Source organism: Acinetobacter sp. YH16038 (assembly GCF_013417275.1).
GTDB lineage: Bacteria > Pseudomonadota > Gammaproteobacteria > Pseudomonadales > Moraxellaceae > Acinetobacter.
This window is the reverse complement of sequence record NZ_VPEG01000011.1, coordinates 48,850-75,538: the sequence shown is the minus strand read 5'-3', so window position 1 is coordinate 75,538 and position 26,689 is coordinate 48,850. Positions and strand designations below refer to the sequence as shown.

Genomic DNA, 26,689 nt, shown 5'->3' with positions numbered 1-26,689 from the left:
AAAAAAAACCCAGAATCGTTCTGGGTCTTTTTATTTACTGCTGATATTTAGCTGAGCGCTTGCTGCAAATCCAGTTGCATGAATTTTTGCAAGGACAATTTTCCAGCAATCATCTGATTGATGAATTGTGACATTTCATCATACAAAGCCTCATAAAGCTGCGGTTCCAACGCCATATGTCTTAACTGGATTTGTAAATGCATCAACAGTTCCTGCTGCTCGCATTCACCCTGTTCCAGAGCATAGATATAACCTAACACTGCGCCTTTTAAAACCACATCAAACGGTAAACTATATTTAAGCAAGGTCGATAATGAACCCATAACCCGTTCATTGTGTTTCAGCTTTCTTAAGGGTTCACGCCCTACACGTGCACATGGGTCCTGATAAGCATAGGCACAGGATTCAGTAAAACTTTGTGCCAGACGTTCCAGATCTGAAGCATGCTTAGGAATCTGGTAACAGAGACCATGCTTCACCTGCGCTAAGGCCTGCTGCATGAATTTTCTGACCGCATGATCTGACATGGCCACGCCAATGGTCTGATGACCGCGCAGGCTGGCATACCAGGCCATCATCGCATGCACACCATTCCATAAGCGGTTTTTAATCAGCTGGATATTGGCAATATCATCTACCAGAATCATCTGGCGCATTTTAGCCAATAATGGACTGTTATTTTCCACATAGATTGGCATATCCGTTTCGGCATTAAACAGAATCAGATCCATTGACTGTAGAATATGACTAGGCTGGAAATTACGGCGCAGGTCTTCAATATACAAGCCAGCCTGATGTTCCTGTTCTGTATTCAGTGCCGTAGCATCATCCAGATCAACTACGGACAGATCTTCATCCAGCTGATACTGCTTGAACATGTTGTATTTGATACGCAGCTGACGATACAGTTTCTGGTCTGACAGCTTGGACACCATACGGTTGACCACGGTGTCACAGAAATAATGCTGATCCATAATGTGCTGCGCTGTCTGTTCATCCGTAATCTGTTTCAGACGGCTCAGAATCTGCTGCATCACCAGCTGTTTGGCCCCGATTTTATTCAGGATAATTAACAGCGTCAGCGGCTGTTCCTGCTGCTCGTAGGCCAAGTATCGCGCATATAAACCCTGTGCAATTACTTCTGCTTCAGAAACCAGAGCTTCCTCAGGGACACAGACTGCCACCAGACTGGATTCAATATACATGTTCTGCATTTGCTCCAGATCATGCGCATCAATCACACTCATATTTTCAATACGCTGGTCAAAAGAGTTCTGACCATAACGAATGCAATAGGTGCCAAACGCATTTACGGCAGATTGATAGAGTGGATTACGCGTTGAGGCAATAATTTTGCGTGGACGCGTATAGCCATCCCAGTGTGATAACACCTGAGCCAGATAACCACCGCCAATTGCACCGAAGCCGTGAATCCCAACTGTTAACTGATTCAGCGTTTGCGGAAATGCAGTCTCAAGTTCAGGCATTTCCAGAACCGGAACAAACTGGTTCAGATCTATCAGAAAATCTTCCATCGTTTCATAATAATACTGGGCTTGTGCCAGCATCGATTCATTCGGCGTTTTAATGTCTTTGAAAAGTACCGTCATACCACCTGCATCATAAGCAGATCGCAGGCCATTTTCAGAATCTTCAAACATCAGGCATTGAGCCGGACTTAAATTGATTTTTTCGGCTGCGCTGATAAAAATTTCTGGATGAGGTTTCCCCTGTTTAATCTCATCACCACACACCAGCACATCAAAAAATTTATAGACATTGGCATTGATCAGATATTCTTCTGCGATCGCACGTCGACTCGAAGTCGCCACAGCCATTTTTAGACCTGCCTTGCGTAGGCGTTCCAGTACCTGTAATAAACCTTTTTTAATTGGAACACCATAATTGCGTACATGTTCTAGTTCCAGTACATCGGCGCGCTGGCGGATCTCGGCATAAGGAACATCTTGTCCATAACGCTCTTTAGCCAGCTGCTCGGCACTACGGGCACTTAAGCCCAAGCACTGCATTAAATAGTTTTCAGAAAATTCGACGCCGATCAGCTCACGCGAAGCTTGTTGCAAGGTTTGAAAGCGCAAACGTTCAGTATCAAACATGGTTCCATCCATATCGAAAATTGCGCCGTGTACGATTTGATTTTTAAATTCTAGCATTGCTCCCCTTTTATAATTCAATGAGTTAAGAAGTGGACAATACCTTAAGGAAAATAAGAGATTAAATAAACCGATGTAAAGATATGAAATAGTTCTGACTATAAATTAATCAATAAAGACTAAATTAAATAGTTTTAGGTTTTCTTATGTAACCGTTAGGTAACAAAAAGTAACCAGCAAGTTGTTTCTTATAAAAAATAAATATTCAAATTAGGAGGTGTAGATAAATTCAAATGCTGTGCCAGTTTAGTATTACGATTTTTATTATTAGTAATACTTAAAATGCTCAAAATAAGTTCGTTTTAGGAATTTATTGATAAATACAGACTGGATGTGCACCCAAACTGGACTTTTTATCTCTATCCCAAAACGGGATAATGGCGGAGGAGGAAAAATGGGTGTGTCATGTTTAAAGATAAAAAGCTGGTGTGTTTTGACCTGGATGGAACCTTGATTGACTCAGTGGGAATCTGGAACCAGGTCGATGCTGCCCTGATTCAGGAATTATCGGGGATCGAAGTCGGTCTGGATCAGATTCAGCAACAGCGTGACCTGCAACTGAAAGCCTTTAGACATATGCCCGATCCTTATCTGGAATATTGTGGCTATTTGAAAGAGCTCTATGGTTTTGAACCCAGCAAGGAAGAGGTTAAAAACCGTCGTTATCATATTTCACAGCATTTTCTGGATCATGTGATAGAACTCAAACCGCAAGCTGAGCTGCTGATTCAAGCCTTAAAACAGCAAGGGATACAATTGGCACTCACGACTACCACTAGTTTATTCAATGTGCAGCGTTATCAGGACAATAACCAGAAGATTAATCAGAAAATCAGTTTTGATGATGATTTTGCGATTATTTTGACTCGTGAAAATGTTGAGAATATCAAACCGCATCCAGAAGTGTATTTAAATGCGCTCCAGCATTTTGAAATTGAGGCTAAAGATTGCCTGATTGTTGAAGACTCTTTAATTGGGGTGGAAGCTGCCAACAATGCGGGAATTGATGTCGTTGCAATTTACGACCAGTATTCTGCGCATGAAATAGATCTGATCAAAGCCAAGGCAGATTATTTTGTAGAAGATTTTGCTGGTCTCATAAAATTGGTGAACTAAAAAAATGCCATGAATCCTCCCTGATCATGGCATTTTTCGTGTTATCTCTGAATTGATTAGATTAGAGCATTATTTGGCTTTTTTATAGACGGAGCCTGAACCGACCAGATTGCCAGTTTTTTCGTCAATTGCGAAATCAACGACACCTGTACCTGAATTAATCTGAAGCAGACCATTATCAGCGACTGAAGCTGGCATCGGATTTTTCTTGTCAGTTTTGCCGCTTTCTTTGTCTTTAATAGTATTGGTAATGAAATAGTTTTCACCATTTTTGGAAATCACCAGGATATTTTCCAATTTTGGATTTTCCAGTGTATTTTTCCAGTTCCCCTGATAATCTGGTGCTGGAGTTTCCGGGGTATTACACGCGGTTAACAGCAATAAAAGTGAGATGCCTGAAAAATATTTAAGATATTTCAAAACTGAGACCTTGAATGCTTGAATGCGGCCATTATAAAAAGAACCTCCTTGAGGTAAACGCTTAGCTTGTAGGCGAAGCGTTTCAGCGGTAGTAAATCTGTCCCGCCTTCGTCATTTTTTGAAAATCATCTTCATATTTCATTCATAAATTCGTGTGAACTGACCACTTTTTAACAGATAAAAAAATCCTCAATAGACCATCCAAATCTATTGAGGAGTACCAAACTGGATAATAGAGAAACCTTAAAAAATTAATTTACAAGTTTGGATTTAAAGTAACGAAACACCGATTTAACTGCGTGAGTTTTTTCTGCAATTTGCTGATTCCATTCATTTGGCAGTGAGCATTTCGCCAGTCTGACCCATACAGTCGAGAACTGTTTCATAAAGCTGGCTTCGTTATAGTGAATCCCGTACTCAGCACATAAGGCTTTGATTTTTGGTGCTACTTCGGCATAACGGTTTGCTGGCATATCTGGGAACAGATGATGCTCAATCTGATGGCTTAAATTACCACTCAGAATATGCAACCAGTTCGCGCCACTGAAGTTGCTCGAACCACGGATCTGACGCAGATACCATTCCGCACGGGTTTCATTGTCGGTATTGTCCATTTCAAAGGTTTCTGCATCTTCAGTGAAATGTCCATTAAAGATCACCGCAGACGCCCATAGGCTACGAATCACATTGGCAACCGCATTCCCGGTAAATACTGGAATGGCATTTGGACCGGCAATCAGTGGGAAAAATACATAATCTTTCAGGACCTGACGGCGCATTTTTTTGCGTAAAGGCGCTGCTTCTTCCCAGACCTGTTTCCAGGTTTTGGTTTTATAGGCAATCACATCTTCCAGATGCAAACGCTGTACACCCACATACCATTCAAAGAACACCATCAACTGAATGGTTAAAGGAATATTCCAGATAAAACGTAGTTCCCAAGACTGAGATTCACTGACACGGATCAGACCATAACCGACATCGTGATCCATACCGACAATATTGGTATACGTGTGGTGAATATAATTATGCGTGTATTTCCAGTCATCCCCAGTGGAAATAGTATCCCAATCATAAGTCGAACCATTCAGACCCGGATCATTCATCCAGTCGAACTGGCCGTGCATCACATTATGGCCAAGTTCCATATTTTCCACGATTTTCGAGATACCCAATAAGCCTGTGCCCGCTAACCAGACTGGCGGCAACCAGCCTGCAAACATCAACATGCCGCGGGAAGCAATCTCGCTATAACGTACAAAATTACGGATTTTATAAATATATTCTGCGTCTTTCTCGCCCAAATCTTCCATTACTTCACGGCGGATAGCATCAACCTTGGCACCGAACTCTTCAACCTGTTCCGGGCTTAGAAATTGAGATTTACTGTGTTTTTTAAAATCAATTTGCATATTCATGGGAGCACCTTCTTATTCGTTTAGTAATGGTTGAAATAGCTTATAAATTAATCACCACAGGACTGACGGCCTGTGAAATACAAAGTTTGATTGGAGTATTGCTGCCGTGGTCGATCTCACCCGTCAGCATGTTTTTCACCGAACCGCTGACTTTAGTACATGAGCAAGTATTACAAATGCCCATACGGCAACCCTGCGCTGGACGAAGACCCGCCTGCTCTGCACTTTCCAGCAGATTAGATTCTGCCTGGAATTCCTGCTGCGATCTTAAAAACTGTACAGGCTGTGCTTTCACTTTTTCATCCATCGCAATCTGGAAATATTCAGAATGGAAACTGGATTTCACCGCCAGTTTATCGGCAATTTTGAGTGCAGTTTTCATCATTCCCGCTGAACCACAGGCATAGATTTCACGCTGTTCAAAGTCTGGTACCAGCTTGTTTAGCAATTGCTGACTCAAATGCTGCTTATGCTCGACTGTATTAAAATGATGATATTTCAGATGAGGATGCATTAACGCTAAGGTTTTGATCTCGGCATGAAACGCATCATCACGGGTAAAGTAGATCAGATCAATCGGATGCTGAAACTGCACGACTGCTTTTTGCAATAAGGAATAAATGGCAGTAATACCACTGCCAGATGCCAGAAACAGAATCGGTTTAGGAGAGTTTAATAAGGTAAATTCACCTTGTGGCTGAGACAGCTCGACTACTGCACCCAGTTGTAATAAAGTTAGGGCACGCGACACTTTACCTTGCTGCTTGACTGCAATAATCACATCACCATTTTTTAAAATGGTCACGATAGAATAATGACGTTGATGACGTACTCCATCCAGACGCAGAGTCACTGCGATATTTTGACCGGCCTGAAATGACCCGCGGTTAAAGTTATAATTTGGACGTAACTGGATTTTGAAAAAGTCCAGGCTGACCGCCTGAATATTCACGACCGATGCTTTGACTTTTTTGAGTGCCCAGGTTGGATGGATTTTTTCACCAACAAAATCAATGAAGTCTTCACGAATCCAATGCGGCTTGTAGGTTGTCATACTTGTCATTTTTATCCCCTCTATTCCGCAGACAGCATTAATGTACAACTGTCTATTTATTATGTAGTCCAGAATAAAGAATTTTGAAGCTCACACCATGTCAATGTAGGTCAAATTATGTGCTTAGAAACCATAGTTAGACTTTTTGTAAGACAATCCTAGCCAGAAAGTGCTGTTAAAACTGTATGAACTGAATAAATTGCTTTTTTGGTCTGTATATTTTTAGCAAAAACATATAAAAAAACTGACCTCTATATATAAGAGATCAGTTTCTGTTTTAAATATTCGGTGAGTTAAAAAGGCAAAAATTTACTTTTTAAAGAAATAGCTTAACCTACGGCCTGTTCCAGCAAGATAGAACCATAAAGTTCACGCAGGTCTTTTTTCAGCATCTTGCCGGTTCCACTTAACGGAATAGAATCTACAAAGATCACGCGATCCGGGATCTGCCATTTAGCGACTTTGTCCGCATAGTAATCCAGAATTTCAGCTTCACTCACATGACTCTCTGGCTTTTTAATCGCAATCAGAACGGGACGCTCATCCCATTTAGGATGCTGTGCCGCAATCACGGCAGCCATGGCAATTTCAGGATGTCCCATCGCCATATTTTCAAGATCGACTGAAGAGATCCATTCACCGCCTGACTTGATCAGATCTTTGGAACGGTCACACAGCTTCATAAAGCCATCTTCATTTAAGGTAGCAATATCTCCGGTATCAAACCAGCCATCTGCTGTGAGCGCAGATTCTTCCTTGCCAAAATAGTGATCAATGATCCAGTGCCCTTTAATCTGCAGATTACCTATGGTTTCACCATCCCGGGCAATTTCCTGAGTTCCTTTTTCTTCATCGGTTAAACGTAAATCAACGCCAAACGGTGGACGACCTTGAGACAGACGAATCTGCATTTTTTCTTCATCCGCTAGATCAAGATGTTTGGTTTTTAGCTGATTGGCACTACCAAGTGGACTGGTTTCAGTCATCCCCCAGGCATGAATGGTTTCGCAGTTAAACTGCTCTTTAAAGGTTTTCAGCATAGCCGGTGGACAGGCAGAACCACCGACCACATTCCGTTTCAGGCTTTCCAGTTTTGAACCACTTTGCTGGGCAGCCGCAATCAGCCCTTGCCAGATCGTCGGAACACCTAAAGCCACAGAGACTTTATACGTATCAATCAGATTAACCAGACTGGCTCCATCCAGGCCTGGCCCCGGCAACACCAAGGTACAACCGACCATGGCAGCGGCATATGGGGTTCCCCAGGCATTGACATGGAACATTGGTACCACCGGCAGCATGATGTCACGCGCTGCCACATTCAGGGAATCCGGCATGATAATCGCATAACTATGCAGCACTGTTGAGCGATGGCTATATAAAACCCCTTTCGGATTTCCAGTCGTACCGGAGGTATAACACAGTGAACTTGCTGTATTTTCATCCAGTTCAGGCCAGTCAAATTCTGCAGATTGCTGGGCAAGCAAATCGTCATAAAACTGAACTTCCGGAATGGCTTCACGAATCGACGAATCTTCAGCATCCAGACAGATATACTGTTCTACAGTTTTTAATAACGGTTTGACGGCTTTAATTAAAGGTGCAAAGGTTTTATCAAACAGCAGTATTCGATCGGCAGCATCATTGATAATAAATACCAGCTGTTCCGGAAATAAACGCGGGTTAATGGTATGGCAAATCAGTCCACTTCCCGAAATGGCATACCAAGATTCTAGATGTCGATGATTATTCCAGGCAATGGTTGCAACCCGGTCGCCGAGTGTCAGACCGAATTGCTGTAATACATTGGCAAAACGTTTCGAATTTTCCCGGATTTCTCCCCAATTGGTCTTTTTAATGCTGGTATCGGTATTTTTAGAAATGATCTCGGTATCGGCATGATAACGGCCGGCATGTTCAATCATGCTGCTGATCAGTAAGGGCTGGAACATCATATTTCCGAGCATGCTTCACTCCTTTATCCTTGTTATTTGTCCATCTGTTATATCGTTGTTATTTCTGTATGATGCGCTGGCGAAAAGCCTGTATTCATTTTTATCATCAAACAGTCTGAATCTAGCAAGGAAATCTGATTTTGTGAGTGTCAAATTGTGACAAAGTCACAGAGTGGATGCAGAAAAAGTAGAAAATAAAACTGGTAATGTGTGCCATAAAAAAAGCCCCAATTTAGATTGGGGCGATGATAGTGTTCAAGGAGAGAATTTTAAAAGCCGCTCATCATAATTTTGTCTGCATTTACTACAAAGATAACGCCTAGGCAGAATAAACCGGCATAAAGTGCAAACCAGAGAATCATCTTCTTGAATGCTGCATCAGAAATACTGCTATCAGCATATTTTGGTGCTTTGTTGTCTTCTGAATTCATATGATCACCCATAGGTTGGTCTGGCGTTATGAGTTTTATTATCAGCAGACCTAAATCAGCTGTATAGATACAATATTCATTTAAAAAAATATAACAGTTAGCTACTTATTTTTTTGATTTGTTATATTTTAATAACTTATTCATAATATAATTCCGATTATATTAGTACAGTTTAGATTTTATTTTCTTATGTTCAAGTCTGAAAAGCTGGCCCAGAATATTCGCCAGATGATTGAAAATGGCGCATGGAAGGCGCATGACAAATTACCTTCATTGCGGGAACAGACTGAATTGTCCGGCTATAGCCTGATGACGGTGCTTAATGCCTATCAGGTGCTTGAATCGCAAGGATTGGTCTATGCCAAAGATAAATCTGGCTACTATATTGCGGAGCGACCACAAACCTATAGCAGCAAAGAACCCACTGTACAGATTGGCTTAAACTCCAAAGTTCAAATTAACTCTGTGGTATTTAATTATTTAAAGTCACTGCAAACTCCAAATATTGCGCCTTTTGGCTCAGCTTTTCCAAATGCTGAACTGTTATATAACAGCCGGTTTATGCAGATTTTGGCGCAACATAGCAAAAGAAAAAGCAGTTATAGCCATCAAAATCATATGCCACCGGGCAATCAGGAATTACGCCAACTCATTGCCAACCGCTATCAGTTACAAGGTATAAACTGCATTTCGGATGACATTGTCATTACTTCTGGTGCATTGGAAGCCCTTAATCTGTCTTTACAGGCTTTGACTCAACCGGGTGATTTTATCCTGCTCCAGCAAACCATTTTTTATGGTGCCTGGCAGGCGGCTGAACGTTTAGGCTTGCAGGTTATTACAATCCCTGAACATCCGCAGTTTGGTTTTGACCTGGAATCATTTGAGCAAGCACTTAAACAGTACCCGATCAAAGTCTGCTGGCTGATGCTGAATGCACATAATCCGATTGGCTTTACGGTAAATTCAGAGATCAAGCAAAGAATTGCAGAACTGTTAAATGAATATCAGGTATATCTGATTGAAGATGATGTCTATCAGGAACTCAATTATGGCGCTCATAAGCCGGTTTCCGTGAAATATTTTGATCAGCATCAACGGGTATTGCACTGCTCTTCATTTTCCAAAACATTGGGCATGGGTGCGCGGGTTGGCTGGGTTTTCGCTGGCCCATTTTCCGATGCAATCCAGCATTTACAGCTCATGAGTACTTTGACTGTTAGTCCGTTATTACAAAATGCACTGGTCGATTTTCTGTCCCATCATCATTATGAAAAGCATTTGCGTCATCTAAGACAGCAGCTGGAAAAGTATAAACAAAAGTTTTATCAGGAACTCAAAGCGCGTTTAGATTCAGTCTGTGAAATTTATTATTATTCCAGTGGCTATTTTCTCTGGATCAAATTGCCGGAACAGCTGGATGGTCAGGTTTTATATGAACAGCTGATTCAGCAGAATATTGCGATTGCCCCAGCTTTACTGTTTAAACCGGAACACACCAGCCAAAATTATATCCGGCTGAACTGTTCTTATGAGTGGACACCTGAGATTGAACACGCGGTGAATCTGCTGGCAAAAACGATCTTGCAAAATAGCAAAAGCGTGGATTAATTCATCCACGCTTTTATGGTAGTACTACTAGATCACCAAAGCTTAGAAACTATAAATGGCAACCGCATTAATTCGGTTGTCTTCGCCCTTACGACTGCTAATCGCATTACCTTCCGTATTTAATACAGGTCCATAGGCTTCACGTTCACCATAGACATATTCCAGACCCAAACTAAGTGGTTTGGTTGGGTTATAAAACACATTGGCCCATGCCTGCCATAAATCTTTATTGGCTTTAGTTTTATCTGTGGCTGATAAGGCGTTGATATAGTCTTGATCATCATCAAAATTCATATAGCCATAACCTAACGTGCCACGCAATTTGTCATTAAACTGCTGGGTCAAGCCGACAGTAATCGAATCAAATTCACTTTGGTAAAGATTTCCACCTGCTGCTATAACCCCAGGATTGGCATAAGAGACAAAACTGCTATCACCTTTGACATGATAATAATCTGCCTTAAGGCTGGTGCCTGGAACAAACTCGTATTTGGCACCTAAGCCCACCCCCCATGCAGTTTTTTCATCTTCATTCACGCGTTTTTCATTCCCCATCGCACGCGCGCTAACAGAAAGATTATCCGCAAATTTGTGGTTTAAGCGTGCAGTTAAAGCAGGTAAACGCTGTTTGATTCCCGTAATGGTCGCATCTTTCGGATCTTCTACTGCAAGCACCAGATTGGTCGCTGGACTCAAAGTACTGGTATGACGAATCTGAGGCGTCCGTTTAATTGAACCACCGGCATAAACCAGTGCATCTACCGTCTCAGGTATATAGTCTGGGGTCGCAAAGTTTGACCAAGTTTGACCAATTAACCAGTCAGCATAGCTGATATAGGCATGGCGGATACGCAGGTTATCAAAACTAGCCCCCCCCAGGAAATCGACCTCAACTTTACCACTTAAGGCTTTATCCCCAGCACCCACGGGCGCTTTAAAATCCATCCCTAAACGGGTGGCTGAAAGCGTGGACTTAAATTCATCACTGCGTTCACCTGTGCCTTCAAGAGGTACCGCATTAATCTGGTTATACATACGTGTAGCTGCACCGCCCTCAGCCTGATAAGAGGCATCAGCACGGATATTACCGTATAAATTAAACTCGGCCCCACTGGCAATTTTCATCACAGGTTTGCTCGCAGGCGCTACTGCTGTATTTGCAGGTGCCGGCGTTGCCGCTACAGGTGCAGTCACAGCAGCTGTCTGAGTTTGCTGCTGCTCAATCAAGGCACGTAGAGCTTGAACCTCCTGACGCAACTGCTCAATTTCCTGCTGATTGGACTGAGCTGGAGTTTGTGCCTGGGTAGACAAGCTAAGGCCCCCTAAACTCATTGCCATCATGCTCATCAGAACCGTGCGTTTTAATGTGATTGTTTGATTATTAAATAATTGTTTCGTGTTCATCCTAAACTCGCTTTTTTATTATGCAGCTCGATTCTAGCAATAGATCACCACCACTTACGATGGCGATCTCTATCATTGCTTATATTCTCTTTATTAACTGAAATTTAACTCTTTAACTGGTTTTTTCTGCCAGTGAATCTGGCTGAATAGTTGTCGCTGTAAGGGCTTGACCATCTACCGAGGTTTTTAAATTCACCAGGAAAATTGCCAGCGCCGCGATTAAACCGGGAATCGCAATTGCAAAGAAGTTCATTTGATGCGGTAAATTCATGGTCAATAAAGCACCCGTCAATACCGGTCCAACGATTGCACCAATACGGCCAATACCTGATGCCCAGCCCATGCCGGTAGAGCGCACAGTTGATGGGTAATATTGCGCTACAAAGGTATAAAGCAGAATTTGTGAACCAATGGTCGCTGCACCGGCTACAGCAATTAAGCTATAAAGCACGAATTGTGGACTGTTATAACCGAGCAGGATTAAAGAAGCTGCCCCGCAAAGAAACATGATGGTCAGTACTTTTTTGATATGGAAACGGTCTGCCAGATAACCCCCACCAATAGCCCCGATCATGCCGCCAATATTCAGGGCAAATAGGAAGATCATGCTGGCACCCAGTGAATATCCAGCCTGGATCATCAGTTTTGGTAACCAGCTGCCTAGTGCATAAACCATTAATAGACACATGAAAAATGCCAACCAGAACATAAAGGTACTAAATGTACGGCCTTGTTGGAATAATGCTTTTAAAGGTGCTTCATCGCCTTTTTGCACTTCATTCAGGACAAACTGGGTGTCAGATCCAATTACCTGTGTTGGCGAAATTTTCTGGATAATGCTTTGCGCTTGAGCCGTTTGCTGCTTATTGGTCAGATACATCAGGGATTCTGGTAAATATTTCCAGAGTATCGGCAGGAACAGTAAAGGAGTACCCGCAAGCAAGAACATGATTTTCCAGCCAAACTGTGGCACCAGCCATGCGCCAAGCAAGGCAGATGTCATGCCTCCAATGGCATAACCACTAAACATCAAGGCAACCAGCGTGCTGCGAATCCTTTTTGGTGCGTATTCCGTCATCAGGGCAACGACGTTTGGCATCACGCCCCCAATTCCGAGTCCGGCAAGAAAACGTAAAATCCCGAATTCGACAGGTGATGTTGCAAAGGCACCGATAAACGTAAAACCACTAAAAATCGCAACACAGATCATGATGGTTTTTTTACGTCCCAGTTTATCGGACAAAGTGCCAAAGCTCATGGCACCAAACATCATACCGAACAAGGCAGTGCTGGCTAACATTCCGGCCTGTACTGCACTGAGTGACCATTCCTGCATCAGTAGCGGTAAAGCCACGCCGTAAATCACCAGGTCATAACCGTCAAAAATAATGATCAGCAAACACCAGATCAGGACGCCCCAATGGAAAGGCGTGAACTTCGCTTCATCGATCAGCGTATTTATATTCACTTTATTTGTAACCATCTCCACCTCCTAATTGTGAAGTTCAATTTATGAGATTCACAATGCAGAAGATGTGCATAAATGTCCAAAACTGAATAGGCATGCTTCTATACCTATAAAGTCTGCCTTAAAGAAAAGGCTTTATTTACTATGCCTTAATGATATTCATCCAAAAAATGAAACCTTCATTCAATATTAAAATATGGATTCGCTTTATTCCCTATAAGATCCAGACAGGTATTGATCTGAATTAAAATACAGCACGATCATATTTAATCGCTTCAAGATCATAGACCTGATAGACCGCATCAAACAGATATCGAATATATTCACTTTCATCCATATTACGAATAGCCATAAAGACCGGACTAACCGCAAATTCATCTAATAAAGGGATAAAGTTTAAATGAGCCAGCCGAATATTCTGGGCACTTTCCGGCACAATACAGACACCCTCTCCAGCAGCCACAAAACCCAGCGCCAGTTGCAATTCACTGACTGCACGGATATTTTTCGGCTCTAGTCCATACTCGGAAAATATACCGCGCACCTGGGTAGAAAAATTAGCCTTACCATTATTCGGGTATAAAAAGAGTGGCTGATCTACCAGTTCAGCCAGATTCACGCCATCTCGTTGCGAAAGAAAATGGCTAGAATGTGCCGCGACCATCAGCCGTTCTTCACGCAGTAATACCCGTTTCACTGCCGGATCTGAAATCCTTAAACGTCCAAAACCGACATCAATCCGCCCTTCTTTAAGTGCCTGAATCTGCTCTGAAGTATTCATTTCAACCATCTCAATTTTGAGCTGGGGATGTTGCTGCTTAAATAGAAACACAATACGCGACAGTAAACCGAATAATAAAGAGCCGACAAAACCAATGCTAATGGTGCGATCCGCGATGCCAATCCGCTTGGTCATCGATTTGATTTCTTCCGCATTAGACAAAAGTTTAACCGCATGCTGGTAGAAGAATTGACCTGCTTCTGTGGTCTTAAGTGGTCGGCTACCTCTTTCAAAGAGCTGAATATCCAGTTCCTGTTCCAGATTTTGTATCTGTCTGCTTAAAGGTGGTTGAGCAATAAACAGTTTTTCTGCCGCCTTGGTAAAACTTTGTTCTTCGACGACTGCGACGAAGTAACGCAAATGCCTGAGTTCCATATTCATGCATACCTTTAAAGTATAAAAAAATGCTAAATCGATCTTAGACCAATCAAATTTATTCTTTTAAGGTATATCAAGTCAAAACATTAAAGCAAGAATGTGAAGCGTAATTATGTATAAGTCAGTTGAAACCTTGCTGGTTCAAATACCGACGATCCGTCCTCACAAGATGGCTGTCGCAACCATGCAAACCCAGACACTGGTCCTGGTCAAAATCACCACCGAAGACGGCTATGTGGGTTGGGGCGAAGCCACCACTATTGGCGGTTTAGGCTACGGTGAAGAAAGCCCAGAAAGTGTCAAAGTGAATATTGAGACTTACTTTGCACCGCTTCTGAAAACATTATCAGGTTTGAATGTTGCACAGACATTACAAGCCATCAAAAAAAATATTAATGGTAACCGTTTTGCCAAGTGTGCCATTCAAACTGCGCTACTGGATATTCAGGCACAACGTTTGAACCAGCCACTGAGTGAAATTCTAGGTGGACGTTTACGTGACAGCGTACCAGTGCTGTGGGTCCTGGCATCTGGCAATACCGAGAAAGACATTGCTGAAGCCCAGAAAATGATTGCGGCCAAACGCCACAATATTTTCAAACTGAAAATTGGTTCTCGTCCAGTGGAACAGGATGTTGAACATGTGCTTGCCATTAAACAGGCATTGGGCAAAGACATTTCGATCCGTGTTGATGTCAACCGTGCCTGGTCAGAGCTGGACGCGATTAAAGGCATTCAGTTACTCCAGGACGGCGGCATTGACCTGATTGAACAGCCATGTGCCATTGACAATATTGATGCCATGCAACGTCTGACCCGTCGCTTTGATATTGCCATTATGGCCGATGAATCACTGATGGGGCCAAGCACTGCCTATAAGCTGGCTCGTACTAATGCAGCTTCGGTATTTGCAATTAAAGTGGCGCAATCAGGTGGTTTGCTGGAAGGCCGTGATGTCGCGACAGTGGCTAACCTTGCAGGGATTGACCTGTATGGTGGCACCATGCTGGAAGGTTCAGTAGGAACAATTGCATCCGCTCACCTGTTCTCGACCTTTGAGAATCTGGCATATGGTACTGAACTATTCGGCCCGCTACTGCTGACTGAAGAAATTCTGAAAACACCACTGCAATACCAGAATTTTGAGCTGCATCTACCGCAAGGTGCCGGTCTGGGCATTCAGCTGGATGAAGACAAGATCGACAATTTACGCCGTAAATAAGCAATTAGATTGAGGAGTGAGACATGCTGTTTCATGTACGTATGGATGTAAATATCCCGCTGGATATGCCTGCCGAGAAGGCCAACGAAATCAAGGCTGTTGAAAAAGCCTATTCACAGGATTTACAGCGCCAAGGTAAATGGCGCCATATCTGGCGCATCACAGGCCAGTATTCAAACATCAGTATTTTTGATGTGGAAAGTAACGAAGAGCTGCACAACATTTTGCAGGGCTTACCACTGTATCCATATATGGATATCGAAATCATGGCACTAAACCGCCACCCTTCTTCAATCCGGGAAGATGACACCTGATCACAATGACCGAGACCTGGAACATGCCAGGTCGGTCAAATCTGAACACATCCGATGAGGGTATTCAGAGGGTAATTAACAAAGGACTGTGGCAGCCAAGTTTCAGCCATAAGGATTGAAACAACAGCCACCAATAAACAGACATACTTAAGGAGCAATAGTATGAACCGTCAACAAATTGATGCATTAGTTAAACAAATGAACGTGGATACAGCTACAGGTCCTGTAGACGAGCGTGTCCAGCAAATCGTTGTGCGCCTGCTAGGTGACCTTTTCCAGGCGATCGAAGATCTTGATATTTCTCAGTCAGAACTGTGGAAAGGTCTGGAATACTTTACCGATGCCGGTCAAGCCAATGAATTGGGCCTACTAGCTGCAGGCTTGGGTCTGGAACACTACTTAGACTTACGTGCTGATGAAGCAGATGCTAAAGCAGGCATTACGGGCGGTACGCCACGTACAATTGAAGGTCCGTTATATGTGGCGGGTGCTCCTGAATCTGTCGGCTTTGCCCGTATGGATGATGGCTCTGAAGAAGGCAAAATTCCGACACTGATCATTGAAGGTACAGTTAAAGATACTGACGGCAATATCATTGAAGGTGCCAAAGTTGAAGTTTGGCATGCCAACAGTCTGGGTAACTACTCATTCTTTGACAAGTCACAGTCTGACTTTAACCTGCGCCGTTCTATTTTCAGCGACCAGGATGGTAAATATGTGGCTTTAACCACTATGCCAGTAGGTTATGGCTGTCCTCCAGAAGGCACGACTCAATTCGTACTGGACAAGTTAGGCCGTCACGGTAACCGTCCATCACACGTGCATTACTTCGTTTCTGCACCGGGTTACCGCAAGCTGACCACTCAATTCAATATTGAAGGCGACCAGTACCTGTGGGATGACTTTGCATTCGCTACCCGTGAAGGCCTGGTTGCAACTGCGGTTGATGTAACTGATGAAGCTGAAATTGCAAAACGTGGTTTGAAAGGTCCTTTCAAACATATTCAATTTGATATTGAACTTGTGAAAGAAAAAGCAGACGCACCTTCTACTGAAGTTGATCGTCGCCGCGCAAGCGCTTAATGCAAAATGGATTCGGGGTGTAATCATTAGATTCATCCCGATGACTTCCCCTCCTTGGAAAGTCGGAGAACGGACATGCCTCGTATTCCTGTAATTAACACCAGTCATCTTGATCGTATTGATGAGCTTCTAGTTGACGATTTTGAATCTGGTGAATTTAAACTTCACCGGTCTGTATTCACAGACCAAGCTCTGTTTGACCTGGAGATGAAATACATCTTTGAAGGCAACTGGGTTTATCTTGCACATGAAAGCCAGATTCCAAACAATAACGACTTCTATACTACCTATATTGGTCGTCAGCCGATCATCATTGCACGTAACCGTCAAGGTGAACTGAATGCCATGATCAATGCCTGTTCGCATCGCGGTGCACAATTGTGCCGTAACAAGAAAGGCAATAAAGCAACTTATACTTGCCCATTCCATGGCTGGACATTTAATAACTCAGGTAAGTTATTAAAAGTCAAAGATCCGGCTGAAGCGGGTTATTCAGACTGCTTTAACAAAGACGGTTCACATGACCTGAAAAAGGTTGCCCGTTTTGAAAACTATAAAGGTTTCCTGTTCGGCAGCTTGAATCCGGATGTTCCTTCTCTGGAAGAATACCTGGGCGAAGCGACCAAAATCATTGACATGATCGTGGGGCAGTCTGAGCAAGGCCTGGAAGTTTTACGTGGTTCTTCGACTTATACCTATGAAGGTAACTGGAAGTTGACTGCTGAAAACGGTGCCGATGGTTATCACGTGTCTGCAGTACACTGGAACTATGCTGCAACGACTCAGCAACGTAAAGAAAAAGAAGCTGGCGATAACATCCGTGCTATGAGCGCAGGTTCATGGGGCAAGCAAGGCGGTGGTTCTTACGGCTTTGAACACGGTCATATGCTGCTTTGGACGCAATGGGCTAACCCGGAAGACCGTCCTAACTTTGCCAAGAAAGATGAATACACTGCGCAATATGGCGAAGCTATGGCGAAGTGGATGATCGAACGTTCACGTAACTTGTGTATCTATCCAAACGTTTACTTCATGGATCAGTTCGGTTCACAAATCCGTGTCTTACGTCCAATTTCTGTCGATAAGACTGAAGTGACGATCTACTGTATCGCGCCTGTAGGTGAAGAGCCGGAAGCACGTACACGTCGTATCCGTCAGTATGAAGACTTCTTTAACGCATCAGGTATGGCAACCCCAGACGATCTTGAAGAATTCCGTGCCTGTCAGGCTGGTTACGCAGGTATCGCGCTTGAGTGGAACGATATGTGTCGCGGTTCCAAACACTGGATCCAAGGCCCGGACGATGCTGCCAACGAAATTGGTTTAAAACCAAAACTGTCTGGTATTAAAACTGAAGATGAAGGTCTATACCTGGCTCAGCACCAGTACTGGTTAGAACTGATCAAAAAAGGCATCGCGACTGAAAAAGAAATTGCAGCATCTACTGAAGGAGAAAACGCATGAGCGACATCACTTTAGAAAATATTGCGCAGTTCCTGTATCAGGAAGCCCGCTTTTTAGATGATGAACAATGGGATGACTGGTTAACTTGTTATGCCCCTACTGCTTCTTTCTGGATGCCAGCCTGGGATGACGACGACAAACTGACTACAGATCCACAGTCTGAAATCTCCCTGATTTATTATCCAGACCGTCAAGGTTTAGAAGACCGCGTGTTCCGGATCAAGACTGAACGCTCATCTGCCACCATGCCGGATACACGTACCAGCCACAACATCAGCAATATTGAAGTTGTTGAACGTGATGGCGACAAGGTCACTGTACGTTTTAACTGGAACACCTTGAGTTTCCGTTATAAAAACAGCTACAGCTACTTCGGTATGTCACGTTATGAAATCGATTTTTCAGGCGATAAACCACAAATTTTAAGCAAATACGTGGTACTGAAAAATGATTACATCAATCAGGTTATCGACATCTATCACCTTTAAGACTGTTTTTATTACAGCCAGGTAAAACCTTTCAGCCAGATGGAAAATTGGCTGAAAGGTCCAGTTACAAAGATTTATATAGGATATTCAGCCATGTCAAACCACAATGTTGCACTTCAATTTGAAGATGGCGTTACACGTTTTATTTCTGTTGCCCAAGGCGAGACCCTGTCTGATGCAGCTTACCGTCAAAAGATCAATATTCCTTTGGACTGCCGTGATGGTGCTTGTGGAACGTGTCGTGCGTTTTGTGAATCAGGTTCATTTGACATGCCTGAAGAAACTTATATTGAAGATGCATTAACCCCAGAAGAAGCAGCTGAAGGCTATATTCTTGCTTGCCAATGTAAACCGACCTCAGACGCCGTATTTCAGATCCAAGCTTCTTCGGAAGTGTGTAAAACTGAAATTCACGCATTCCAGGGTACTTTGGCGCGTGTCGAAAACCTGTCTGACTCGACCATTACCTTTGATATTCAGTTAGATGAAGGTCAACCAGACATTCACTTCCTTGCTGGTCAATATGTGAACGTGGGTATTCCAGGTACAACTGAAACCCGTTCTTATTCATTCAGCTCTAAACCAGGCAACCGTTTAACCGGCTTTGTGGTACGTAACGTACCGAACGGTAAAATGAGTGAGTTCTTGAGTGTCAATGCCAAAGCTGGTGACAAAATGACTTTCACCGGTCCATTTGGTAGCTTCTACCTGCGCCCTGTGACCCGTCCAGTATTGATGCTGGCTGGTGGTACAGGTATTGCACCCTTCATGTCGATGCTGCAAGTGCTGGAAGAAAAAAATTCAGAACATCCAGTGCGTTTAGTATTTGGTGTGACCAATGATTTCGACTTGGTAGCGATTGAAAAACTGAACGAACTGCAAGAAAAATTCCCGTGGTTCGAATACCGTACAGTGGTTGCTAACCCTGAATCTGCCCATAAGCGTAAAGGTTATGTAACCGGTCATATCGAAAACGAATGGCTAAATGGTGGTGATGTAGATGTCTACCTGTGTGGCCCTGTACCAATGGTAGAAGCAGTTCGCGGCTGGCTAGATGCTGAAGGCGTAAAACCTGCAAGCTTCCTGTTTGAAAAATTCTCTGCCAACTAATAGAGGGAATTTGTTCAATGTCTAATCGTCAAAGATTTGAAAATAAAGTCGTAATCGTGACCGGTGCCGCTCAAGGCATTGGTCGCGGTGTCGCGCTGCAAGTGGCGAACGAAGGCGCTCAAGTCGTCATGGCTGACCTTTCCCCTTATGTGGAAGAAGTTCTGGCTGAAATTGAAGCGACTGGCGGTGATGCGATTACCGTCAAAGCCAATCTGGAAACGTTTGCTGGTGCTCAATCAGTCGTTGAAAAAGCCCTTGAGACTTATGGCCGTGTCGATGCGCTAATCAACAACGTCGGTGGCGCGATCTGGATGAAACCTTTCGAGGAGTTTTCTGAAGAGGAAATTATCAAGGAAGTGAACCGTTCATTGTTCCCGACACTGTGGTGCTGCCGCGCAGTTCTTCCGGAAATGATTAAAAATCAGAAAGGTACCATTGTAAACGTATCTTCCATTGCAACACGCGGCATTAACCGTGTGCCATATTCGGCATCGAAAGGTGGTGTGAACGGCCTGACCGCTTCCCTTGCCTTTGAACATGCCAAAGATGGAATTCGTGTTAATGCCATTGCTACTGGTGGTACAGAAGCACCGCCACGTAAAGTACCGCGCAATGCCAATCCACTGACTGAATCTGAAAAAGAATGGATGCAGCAAGTGGTTGATCAGACCATTGACCGTACGTTTATGGGTCGCTACGGCACAATTCAGGAGCAAGTAAATGCCATTCTATTCCTGGCTTCCGATGAATCATCTTATATGACAGGTACCGTAGTACCGGTCGGTGGTGGAGATCAAGGCTAGTCCTGATCATCACGATTTTTGACAGGCTCATGGTTCGACGCAAGGAGGCACATTACCAATGAACACCCTGTTTCAGACATTAAAAAATGACTGGTCAATTTCAGCGACTGTTGCAGGATTTCTAGCAGTGCTGATTTCCTATTCAGGACCACTGATCATTTTTTTCCAGGCAGCGCAGCAAGCCCAGGTTTCCCCAGACATGATGATTTCATGGATTTGGGGAATTTCTATTGGTGCGGCGCTCGCAGGTATCTTTTTATCGATTAAATACAAAATACCTGTTGTCACCGCCTGGTCTGCGCCCGGAACGGCACTATTGGTCACGCTGTTTCCCGATATTTCGCTCAATGAAGCGGTTGCGGCCTATATCACCTCTGCTGTGGTGATTTTTCTCATTGGGATTACCGGTTATTTCGACAAATTGCTGTCCTGGATTCCCCAGGAAGTCGCTGCCGGAATGATGGCCGGAATTTTACTGCAGTTTGGTTTAGGACTGTTCACCGCGACCGATACCATGCCCTATATCGTCTTTGGCATGCTGGTGGTGTTTTTGCTGGCCAAGCGTTTCAGTCCACGTTATGCCATGGTCTGGGTGCTGGTTGCCGGTGTGATTTTAAGCATGCTGCTGGGCAAGATTAATCCGGTCACGGCAGATTTCAGTCTGGCAATTCCGCAATTTATTGCACCGGAATGGACTTGGAGTTCCACCCTGAATCTGGCCCTCCCGCTTATTCTGGTCAGTCTGTCGGGCCAGTTCTTACCAGGAATGGCCATTATCAAGATCAGTGGATATGACATGCCTGCCAAGCCAATTATCAGTGCAACCAGTATTGCCTCGCTCTCAGTAGCCTGTGTGGGGGGGATTACTATTGTATTGGCCTCTATTACGGCCGCATTGTGTTTAGGCAAAGACGCGCACGAGCTGAAAGAAAAGCGTTATATCGCGGGTGTGGCGAACGGGCTTTTTTATATTTTAGGCGGCCTGTTTGCCGGCAGCATTGTCATGCTGTTTAGCCTGATGCCGAAGGAATTAATTGCAGCTTTGGCAGGACTGGCCTTACTCGGAGCAATTGCCACTAACATCTCTATGGCGATGGGCAAAGAGTCGCAACGTGATGCCGCACTGATCACCTTTTTAGCAACTGCTTCCGGCATGCATTTCTTGGGGCTGAGTTCAGTCTTTTGGGGGATTTGTATTGGCCTGGTAGCACATTTTCTGCTGTCACAGAAAGACCGTAATGCTGTTCCGGTTGCAACATCAGATTCAAAACGAATTTAAAGACATCCATTAGTTTAGGGTATGTAAGGACCAGATTATGATAGATAAAAGTTCATTATCATTGAAAGAAGCACTCTCCCAGATCAAGGATGGTTCTACCATTATGATCGGCGGATTTGGGACAGCGGGTCAGCCTGCTGAACTGATTGATGGTCTGATCGAATTGGGAATCAAGGATCTTATTATTGTCAATAATAATGCTGGTAATGGCGACTATGGTCTGGCGAAACTGCTTAAAGCGGGCGCTGTGCGTAAAATTATCTGCTCTTTCCCGCGTCAGTCTGATTCCTGGGTATTTGACGAACTCTATCGTGCAGGCAAGATCGAACTGGAACTGGTGCCGCAAGGTAATCTGGCTTGCCGTATTCAGGCAGCAGGTATGGGCTTAGGTCCAATCTATACCCCAACCGGTTTTGGTACCTTGCTGGCTGAAGGCAAACCAACCTTGAACTATGAAGGCAAAGATTTTGTCCTGGAAAATCCGATTAAAGCTGACTTTGCTTTAATTAAGGCCCATCAGGGCGACCGTTGGGGCAATCTGGTCTACCGTAAATCTGCCCGTAACTTTGGCCCGATTATGGCGATGGCAGCTGATGTAACCATTGCACAGGTTTCTGAGGTGGTTGAACTGGGTGCACTGGATCCAGAGCACATCATTACCCCAGGAATTTTTGTTCAACACGTTGTTCAAGTTAAACCTGCACAGTAATCACGGATAAGGAGAAGATTCATGAGCTATAACAAACTGACCCGTGACCAGATCGCTGAACGTGTGGCACAAGACATTCCTGATGGTGCTTATGTGAACCTCGGTATTGGTTTACCAACCAAGATTTCAAGCTACCTGCCAAGCGACAAAGACGTATTCCTGCACTCTGAAAATGGCCTGTTAGCATTCGGTCCTCCTCCTGCTGAAGAAGACCGCGATCCTGAACTGATCAATGCCGGTAAAGAATTCGTGACCTTGCTCGAAGGTGGTTCTTTCTTCCATCATGGTGATTCTTTCGCGATAATGCGTGGCGGTCACTTAGACATCGCGGTACTGGGCGCGTTCCAGGTGGCTGAAAATGGTGATCTGGCCAACTGGCATACCGGTGCATCAGATGCGATTCCAGCGGTGGGCGGTGCCATGGATCTGGCTGTGGGTGCGAAAAAAGTCTTTATTACCACCGATCACGTAACCAAAAAAGGCGAGCCAAAAATCGTGGCCGAACTGTCTTATCCTGCGACTGGCCTGAAATGTGTCGACCGTATTTATACCGATCTTTGTGTGATTGATGTGACACCTGAAGGGATGAAAGTGATTGAGAAAGTTGAAGGTCTGTCATTTGAAGAATTGCAGGCATTAACTGGTGCCAAACTGATTGATGCGACTCAATCAAATTAAGGGGAAATCCCTCCTTTATTAAAGGAGGGATTTAGGGAGGATTTGAGGATTAAAACTACTTCATTAAATCCCTCCCAACCTCCCTTTAAAAAGGGAGGAGTTTTCTTCTTTTAAATATGTGAGCAAATACACAATGAAAAACGCATATATTATCGATGCCATCCGTACCCCATTCGGCCGTTATGCCGGTGGCCTCGCGCCTGTCCGTGCAGATGATTTAGGTGCGCTGCCAATTAAAGCTTTAATGGAACGTAACCCATCGGTAAACTGGGAACAGGTCGATGACGTGATTTATGGCTGTGCCAATCAGGCCGGTGAAGACAATCGTAACGTCGGTCGTATGTCTTCACTACTTGCAGGTCTGCCTTATCAGGTGCCGGCAACGACCGTGAACCGTCTGTGTGGTTCATCGATGGATGCAGTCGCGATGGCAGCACGTGCGATTAAAGCCGGTGAAGCCCATCTGATTATTGCCGGTGGTGTAGAAAGCATGTCGCGTGCCCCATTCGTGATGGGCAAGTCAGAAACAGCGTATGGCCGTAGCCAGAAGATTGAAGATACCACCATGGGCTGGCGTTTCATTAACCCGAAACTCAAAGAAATGTACGGCGTCGAAACCATGCCGCAAACGGCTGAAAATCTGGCGGAACAGTTCAATATTAACCGTGAAGACCAAGATAAGTTTGCCCTGACCAGCCAGCAACGTACCGCAGCATCGCAGGCCAAAGGTTTCTATAAAAACGAAATCATTCCTGTGCTGATTCCGCAGCGTAAAGGCGAACCGGTCGTTGTAGATACCGATGAACATCCACGTGCCTCTACCACAGCAGAAGCCTTGGCAAAACTCAAACCTGTGGTTAAAGCAGACGGTACGGTAACGGCAGGTAATGCTTCCGGGATTAACGATGGTGCGGCTGCTCTTTTAATCGCATCTGATGAAGCGATTGCTCAACACGGCTTAAAACCACGTGCCAAAATTATTGGTTCAACGGTTGTCGGTGTTGAACCCCGCATTATGGGCTTTGGCCCGACGCCTGCCATCAAAAAGCTGCTGGCCCAGACCGGTTTGACACTAGATCAGATGGATGTGATTGAGCTGAATGAAGCCTTTGCGGCACAGGCACTGGCTGTTACCCGTGATCTGGGGCTTCCGGATGATGCCGCACATGTCAACCCGAATGGTGGTGCCATTGCGATAGGCCACCCACTCGGTGCTTCCGGTGCCCGGCTGGTGACTACTGCCTTGAACCAGCTGGAACAGACCGGTGGTAAATATGCTCTCTGCTCCATGTGTATTGGTGTGGGTCAAGGGATCGCGCTGATTATTGAACGTGTTTAAAAAATCCCTCCTAACCTCCCTTTCTTGCACAAGGCTTAAGCAGTGCTTATGCCTTGTTCAGGGAGGAACTTTTAGAAGGAAATAAAAGGAATAACAAATGCCAACATTTACATCAAATGATGCCCAGATTAATTACCAGACTTTTGGGGATGCCAACAAACCTGCCTTGGTATTTTCCAACTCACTGGGTACCAAATACAGCATGTGGCAGCCACAGATTGAACATTTCCAGCAGGATCATTACGTAATCTGCTATGACACCCGTGGTCATGGTGGTTCGGAAGCACCACAAGGCCCGTATAGCTTGGAGCAGCTGGGTCAGGATGTCGTGAATCTACTGGATCATTTGGATATTGCAAAAGCAGCATTCTGTGGTATTTCTATGGGTGGCTTAACCGGTCAATGGTTGGCGATTCATAAACCAGAACGTTTTAGCCACGTGATTGTCTGCAATACTGCAGCCAAAATTGGACAGGAACAGGCATGGCAAGACCGTGCTGCGCTTGTCCGTGAGCAAGGTCTTGCTCCGATTGCTGCAACTGCGGCATCACGCTGGTTTACCGATCCCTTTATCCAGAGCAACCCGGCAGTCGTTGCAGAACTTTCAAACGACCTCGGAGCTGGCAGCCCAGAAGGCTATGCAAACTGCTGTGAAGCTCTGGCTAAGGCGGATGTCCGCGAACAACTTAGTAGCATTCAAATCCCTGTGCTGATTATTGCGGGTCAGCAGGATCCGGTGACGACTGTTGCAGATGGCCAGTTTATGCAGCAACGTATTGCGAACAGCCAGCTATATGGAATAGATGCCTCGCATATTTCCAATGTCGAACAGCCAGAAGCCTTTAATCAGGCAGTAAAAGAATTTATTTCAGTCTGATTAATTTTAGAAAATCAAAAAGCCACGGAATATCGTGGCCTTTTGATTATTATGAATACAGGTATTTAATCAGGCCCAGATCACTAGCATCGCTGCAATCACCACCAGTCCCAAGCCCCAGTGCTCGGCACGCGCCAGTTTTTCTTTAAAGAAATAAGCGGAGATTAGCAGACTGAACAGGATTTCGATTTGTCCCAAGGTTTTCACGATTGGCACGCTCATCATACTCATGGCGGTAAACCAGCCGAGGGATGCTATAAAGCTGCAGAAGCTGACTCTAAAGGTTAGCCCCAAACGTTGCCACATGGCAACTAAGGTTTTTCGGCTAAACAGACTGAGGTAAATCAGCATACTGATGCACTGGAAACCAACCACTGAAATCAGTACCCATGAAGCACGATGCACGGTTGGCAACATCGGTAGTTCCAGACTGGCTTCACGTACCAAGAGTGAAGTAATAGCAAAGCTCAAACCGCTGCCGATTCCGATGGCTAAAGTCTTGGTGGATAGGCCGGTGAGCTGATTGCCCTTACTCAGCAGGAATACCGCATAGCCACCGATCAGCACCCCGATCCATGCCAGTACAGAAAGATGATCTGAAAGAAAAATCACTCCGATAATGGCTGCCAGAATCGCTTCACTTTTTGCCAGTCCAACGCCAATCGCATAATTTTTCTGTTTAAACAGCTGCACCATCAAAGCAGTCGCCAGAATCTGGCTGATACCCGCAATCAGGATAAAGATCCAGTACTTCGGGCTAAAATGCACCACACTTTCTACCGGTTTGAAATGGTATAAAGCTGCAATGTAAAGCCCGGCCAGCGGCAAGCCAAACAGGAAACGTGCCAGTGTCACGCCCCAAATATCGACTGTGGTACTAAGCTGTTTTTGAAAGGCATTTCGCCAGGCCTGCATAAATGCAGCCATTAAAGTGAAGAAAATCCAGCTGATTGCCATACCCTGATCATTAGTACCGTAAAAGTGAATTAATTCTATGCCTTAGTACAATCTATGACTAATTAAAAAAGAGATAATGGCTAATAGCTAAAAGTTTAATTTTCTAATTTAAAAATAATTAAAATTTATCAATTTGACAGGGATAAAATTGATTTC

24 protein-coding genes are annotated in these 26,689 nt (G+C 44.3%); 14 read left to right on the top strand and 10 right to left on the bottom strand.

What is annotated here, in order from left to right:
• Positions 1 to 47 precede the first annotated feature (47 nt).
• Entirely contained in the window at positions 48 to 2,174 is a 2,127-nt protein-coding gene (gene mtlD, locus FTV34_RS06835) for a bifunctional mannitol-1-phosphate dehydrogenase/phosphatase (RefSeq protein ID WP_180069531.1), read from the bottom strand.
• Between the two features lie 405 nt (positions 2,175 to 2,579).
• Between mtlD and FTV34_RS06830 the strand changes: the two genes are divergently transcribed.
• Positions 2,580 to 3,290 (top strand): HAD family phosphatase, encoded by a 711-nt coding sequence (locus FTV34_RS06830; protein WP_180069528.1) that lies wholly within the window; start codon positions 2,580 to 2,582, stop codon positions 3,288 to 3,290.
• Between the two features lie 69 nt (positions 3,291 to 3,359).
• Here the strand turns inward: FTV34_RS06830 and FTV34_RS06825 are convergent, their stop codons facing one another.
• From FTV34_RS06825 to FTV34_RS06805, 5 genes are all read right to left on the bottom strand, one after another.
• Positions 3,360 to 3,710 carry a hypothetical protein gene (locus FTV34_RS06825; protein WP_159122938.1) on the bottom strand — a complete coding sequence of 117 codons (351 nt, stop codon included), beginning with the start codon at positions 3,708 to 3,710 and terminating at the stop codon, positions 3,360 to 3,362.
• 251 nt (positions 3,711 to 3,961) lie between these two features.
• Positions 3,962 to 5,128, bottom strand: a complete 1,167-nt coding sequence (locus FTV34_RS06820) for an acyl-CoA desaturase (RefSeq protein WP_180069525.1) — start codon at positions 5,126 to 5,128, stop codon at positions 3,962 to 3,964.
• Positions 5,129 to 5,168: 40 nt separating this feature from the next.
• The gene (locus FTV34_RS06815) at positions 5,169 to 6,191 is read right to left on the bottom strand and encodes a flavin reductase family protein (RefSeq protein WP_180069523.1); all 1,023 of its coding nucleotides are present in this window, start codon (positions 6,189 to 6,191) and stop codon (positions 5,169 to 5,171) included.
• Positions 6,192 to 6,511: 320 nt separating this feature from the next.
• The gene (locus FTV34_RS06810; protein ID WP_180069520.1) at positions 6,512 to 8,149 is read right to left on the bottom strand and encodes a long-chain-fatty-acid--CoA ligase; all 1,638 of its coding nucleotides are present in this window, start codon (positions 8,147 to 8,149) and stop codon (positions 6,512 to 6,514) included.
• Between the two features lie 257 nt (positions 8,150 to 8,406).
• The gene (locus tag FTV34_RS06805; protein WP_162835335.1) at positions 8,407 to 8,568 is read right to left on the bottom strand and encodes a hypothetical protein; all 162 of its coding nucleotides are present in this window, start codon (positions 8,566 to 8,568) and stop codon (positions 8,407 to 8,409) included.
• Positions 8,569 to 8,757: 189 nt separating this feature from the next.
• On the opposite strand from FTV34_RS06805, the gene FTV34_RS06800 reads away from it, so the two are divergent.
• Positions 8,758 to 10,179, top strand: a complete 1,422-nt coding sequence (locus FTV34_RS06800; protein ID WP_180069517.1) for a PLP-dependent aminotransferase family protein — start codon at positions 8,758 to 8,760, stop codon at positions 10,177 to 10,179.
• 42 nt (positions 10,180 to 10,221) lie between these two features.
• Here FTV34_RS06800 and FTV34_RS06795 read toward each other — a convergent pair whose 3' ends face one another.
• The 3 genes from FTV34_RS06795 to FTV34_RS06785 all read right to left on the bottom strand — a co-directional run bounded on the left by FTV34_RS06795 (position 10,222) and on the right by FTV34_RS06785 (position 14,207).
• The gene (locus tag FTV34_RS06795; protein WP_180069514.1) at positions 10,222 to 11,583 is read right to left on the bottom strand and encodes a DcaP family trimeric outer membrane transporter; all 1,362 of its coding nucleotides are present in this window, start codon (positions 11,581 to 11,583) and stop codon (positions 10,222 to 10,224) included.
• Between the two features lie 112 nt (positions 11,584 to 11,695).
• Positions 11,696 to 13,066: an MFS transporter gene (locus FTV34_RS06790; protein WP_180069511.1), complete on the bottom strand. Its 1,371-nt coding sequence runs from the start codon at positions 13,064 to 13,066 to the stop codon at positions 11,696 to 11,698.
• A 229-nt stretch (positions 13,067 to 13,295) separates the two neighbouring features.
• Positions 13,296 to 14,207 carry a LysR family transcriptional regulator gene (locus tag FTV34_RS06785; protein ID WP_005100217.1) on the bottom strand — a complete coding sequence of 304 codons (912 nt, stop codon included), beginning with the start codon at positions 14,205 to 14,207 and terminating at the stop codon, positions 13,296 to 13,298.
• A gap of 115 nt (positions 14,208 to 14,322) precedes the next feature.
• On the opposite strand from FTV34_RS06785, the gene FTV34_RS06780 reads away from it, so the two are divergent.
• The 12 genes from FTV34_RS06780 to pcaD all read left to right on the top strand — a co-directional run bounded on the left by FTV34_RS06780 (position 14,323) and on the right by pcaD (position 25,576).
• Complete coding sequence (locus FTV34_RS06780) at positions 14,323 to 15,432, top strand: muconate/chloromuconate family cycloisomerase (RefSeq protein WP_180069508.1); 1,110 nt, start codon at positions 14,323 to 14,325, stop codon at positions 15,430 to 15,432.
• A gap of 23 nt (positions 15,433 to 15,455) precedes the next feature.
• Positions 15,456 to 15,746 carry a muconolactone Delta-isomerase gene (gene catC, locus FTV34_RS06775; RefSeq protein ID WP_004809440.1) on the top strand — a complete coding sequence of 97 codons (291 nt, stop codon included), beginning with the start codon at positions 15,456 to 15,458 and terminating at the stop codon, positions 15,744 to 15,746.
• A gap of 162 nt (positions 15,747 to 15,908) precedes the next feature.
• Positions 15,909 to 16,829 carry a catechol 1,2-dioxygenase gene (gene catA / locus FTV34_RS06770; protein ID WP_004894948.1) on the top strand — a complete coding sequence of 307 codons (921 nt, stop codon included), beginning with the start codon at positions 15,909 to 15,911 and terminating at the stop codon, positions 16,827 to 16,829.
• A 75-nt stretch (positions 16,830 to 16,904) separates the two neighbouring features.
• Complete coding sequence (benA, locus tag FTV34_RS06765) at positions 16,905 to 18,293, top strand: benzoate 1,2-dioxygenase large subunit (RefSeq protein ID WP_005222229.1); 1,389 nt, start codon at positions 16,905 to 16,907, stop codon at positions 18,291 to 18,293.
• Entirely contained in the window at positions 18,290 to 18,781 is a 492-nt protein-coding gene (gene benB, locus FTV34_RS06760; protein WP_071320743.1) for a benzoate 1,2-dioxygenase small subunit, read from the top strand. Before benA ends, benB begins: the two co-directional genes overlap by 4 nt.
• Before the next feature lie 93 nt (positions 18,782 to 18,874).
• Positions 18,875 to 19,891, top strand: a complete 1,017-nt coding sequence (gene benC / locus FTV34_RS06755) for a benzoate 1,2-dioxygenase electron transfer component BenC (RefSeq protein ID WP_180069505.1) — start codon at positions 18,875 to 18,877, stop codon at positions 19,889 to 19,891.
• Positions 19,892 to 19,908: 17 nt separating this feature from the next.
• A complete protein-coding gene (benD, locus tag FTV34_RS06750; protein ID WP_180069502.1) occupies positions 19,909 to 20,694 on the top strand; it encodes a benzoate diol dehydrogenase BenD in 786 nt (261 codons plus the stop codon).
• Between the two features lie 58 nt (positions 20,695 to 20,752).
• Positions 20,753 to 21,973 (top strand): benzoate/H(+) symporter BenE, encoded by a 1,221-nt coding sequence (benE, locus tag FTV34_RS06745; RefSeq protein WP_180069499.1) that lies wholly within the window; start codon positions 20,753 to 20,755, stop codon positions 21,971 to 21,973.
• A 37-nt stretch (positions 21,974 to 22,010) separates the two neighbouring features.
• Positions 22,011 to 22,682, top strand: a complete 672-nt coding sequence (locus FTV34_RS06740; RefSeq protein ID WP_086044785.1) for a 3-oxoacid CoA-transferase subunit A — start codon at positions 22,011 to 22,013, stop codon at positions 22,680 to 22,682.
• Positions 22,683 to 22,703: 21 nt separating this feature from the next.
• Positions 22,704 to 23,360, top strand: coding sequence for a 3-oxoacid CoA-transferase subunit B (locus FTV34_RS06735; RefSeq protein WP_180069496.1), 657 nt, complete (start codon positions 22,704 to 22,706; stop codon positions 23,358 to 23,360).
• A gap of 133 nt (positions 23,361 to 23,493) precedes the next feature.
• Positions 23,494 to 24,699, top strand: a complete 1,206-nt coding sequence (gene pcaF / locus FTV34_RS06730; RefSeq protein ID WP_180069493.1) for a 3-oxoadipyl-CoA thiolase — start codon at positions 23,494 to 23,496, stop codon at positions 24,697 to 24,699.
• A gap of 97 nt (positions 24,700 to 24,796) precedes the next feature.
• Positions 24,797 to 25,576, top strand: a complete 780-nt coding sequence (pcaD, locus tag FTV34_RS06725; protein WP_180069490.1) for a 3-oxoadipate enol-lactonase — start codon at positions 24,797 to 24,799, stop codon at positions 25,574 to 25,576.
• Between the two features lie 69 nt (positions 25,577 to 25,645).
• Here pcaD and FTV34_RS06720 read toward each other — a convergent pair whose 3' ends face one another.
• Positions 25,646 to 26,533: a DMT family transporter gene (locus FTV34_RS06720; protein ID WP_180069487.1), complete on the bottom strand. Its 888-nt coding sequence runs from the start codon at positions 26,531 to 26,533 to the stop codon at positions 25,646 to 25,648.
• Positions 26,534 to 26,689: the final 156 nt, after the last annotated feature.

What these genes read in the sequence shown, in the direction of transcription:
- benC (WP_180069505.1), top strand. Translation starts at nt 18,875, where the DNA reads ATGTCAAACCACAATGTTGCACTTCAATTTGAAGATGGCGTTACACGT.
- FTV34_RS06740 (WP_086044785.1), top strand. Translation starts at nt 22,011, where the DNA reads ATGATAGATAAAAGTTCATTATCATTGAAAGAAGCACTCTCCCAGATC.
- FTV34_RS06830 (WP_180069528.1), top strand. Translation starts at nt 2,580, where the DNA reads ATGTTTAAAGATAAAAAGCTGGTGTGTTTTGACCTGGATGGAACCTTG.
- FTV34_RS06785 (WP_005100217.1), bottom strand. Translation starts at nt 14,207, where the DNA reads ATGGAACTCAGGCATTTGCGTTACTTCGTCGCAGTCGTCGAAGAACAA.
- benE (WP_180069499.1), top strand. Translation starts at nt 20,753, where the DNA reads ATGAACACCCTGTTTCAGACATTAAAAAATGACTGGTCAATTTCAGCG.
- benB (WP_071320743.1), top strand. Translation starts at nt 18,290, where the DNA reads ATGAGCGACATCACTTTAGAAAATATTGCGCAGTTCCTGTATCAGGAA.
- pcaF (WP_180069493.1), top strand. Translation starts at nt 23,494, where the DNA reads ATGAAAAACGCATATATTATCGATGCCATCCGTACCCCATTCGGCCGT.
- benA (WP_005222229.1), top strand. Translation starts at nt 16,905, where the DNA reads ATGCCTCGTATTCCTGTAATTAACACCAGTCATCTTGATCGTATTGAT.
- FTV34_RS06800 (WP_180069517.1), top strand. Translation starts at nt 8,758, where the DNA reads ATGTTCAAGTCTGAAAAGCTGGCCCAGAATATTCGCCAGATGATTGAA.
- pcaD (WP_180069490.1), top strand. Translation starts at nt 24,797, where the DNA reads ATGCCAACATTTACATCAAATGATGCCCAGATTAATTACCAGACTTTT.
- catA (WP_004894948.1), top strand. Translation starts at nt 15,909, where the DNA reads ATGAACCGTCAACAAATTGATGCATTAGTTAAACAAATGAACGTGGAT.
- FTV34_RS06805 (WP_162835335.1), bottom strand. Translation starts at nt 8,568, where the DNA reads ATGAATTCAGAAGACAACAAAGCACCAAAATATGCTGATAGCAGTATT.
- benD (WP_180069502.1), top strand. Translation starts at nt 19,909, where the DNA reads ATGTCTAATCGTCAAAGATTTGAAAATAAAGTCGTAATCGTGACCGGT.
- catC (WP_004809440.1), top strand. Translation starts at nt 15,456, where the DNA reads ATGCTGTTTCATGTACGTATGGATGTAAATATCCCGCTGGATATGCCT.
- FTV34_RS06720 (WP_180069487.1), bottom strand. Translation starts at nt 26,533, where the DNA reads ATGGCAATCAGCTGGATTTTCTTCACTTTAATGGCTGCATTTATGCAG.
- FTV34_RS06735 (WP_180069496.1), top strand. Translation starts at nt 22,704, where the DNA reads ATGAGCTATAACAAACTGACCCGTGACCAGATCGCTGAACGTGTGGCA.
- FTV34_RS06815 (WP_180069523.1), bottom strand. Translation starts at nt 6,191, where the DNA reads ATGACAAGTATGACAACCTACAAGCCGCATTGGATTCGTGAAGACTTC.
- FTV34_RS06820 (WP_180069525.1), bottom strand. Translation starts at nt 5,128, where the DNA reads ATGAATATGCAAATTGATTTTAAAAAACACAGTAAATCTCAATTTCTA.
- FTV34_RS06810 (WP_180069520.1), bottom strand. Translation starts at nt 8,149, where the DNA reads ATGCTCGGAAATATGATGTTCCAGCCCTTACTGATCAGCAGCATGATT.
- FTV34_RS06790 (WP_180069511.1), bottom strand. Translation starts at nt 13,066, where the DNA reads ATGGTTACAAATAAAGTGAATATAAATACGCTGATCGATGAAGCGAAG.
- mtlD (WP_180069531.1), bottom strand. Translation starts at nt 2,174, where the DNA reads ATGCTAGAATTTAAAAATCAAATCGTACACGGCGCAATTTTCGATATG.
- FTV34_RS06795 (WP_180069514.1), bottom strand. Translation starts at nt 11,583, where the DNA reads ATGAACACGAAACAATTATTTAATAATCAAACAATCACATTAAAACGC.
- FTV34_RS06780 (WP_180069508.1), top strand. Translation starts at nt 14,323, where the DNA reads ATGTATAAGTCAGTTGAAACCTTGCTGGTTCAAATACCGACGATCCGT.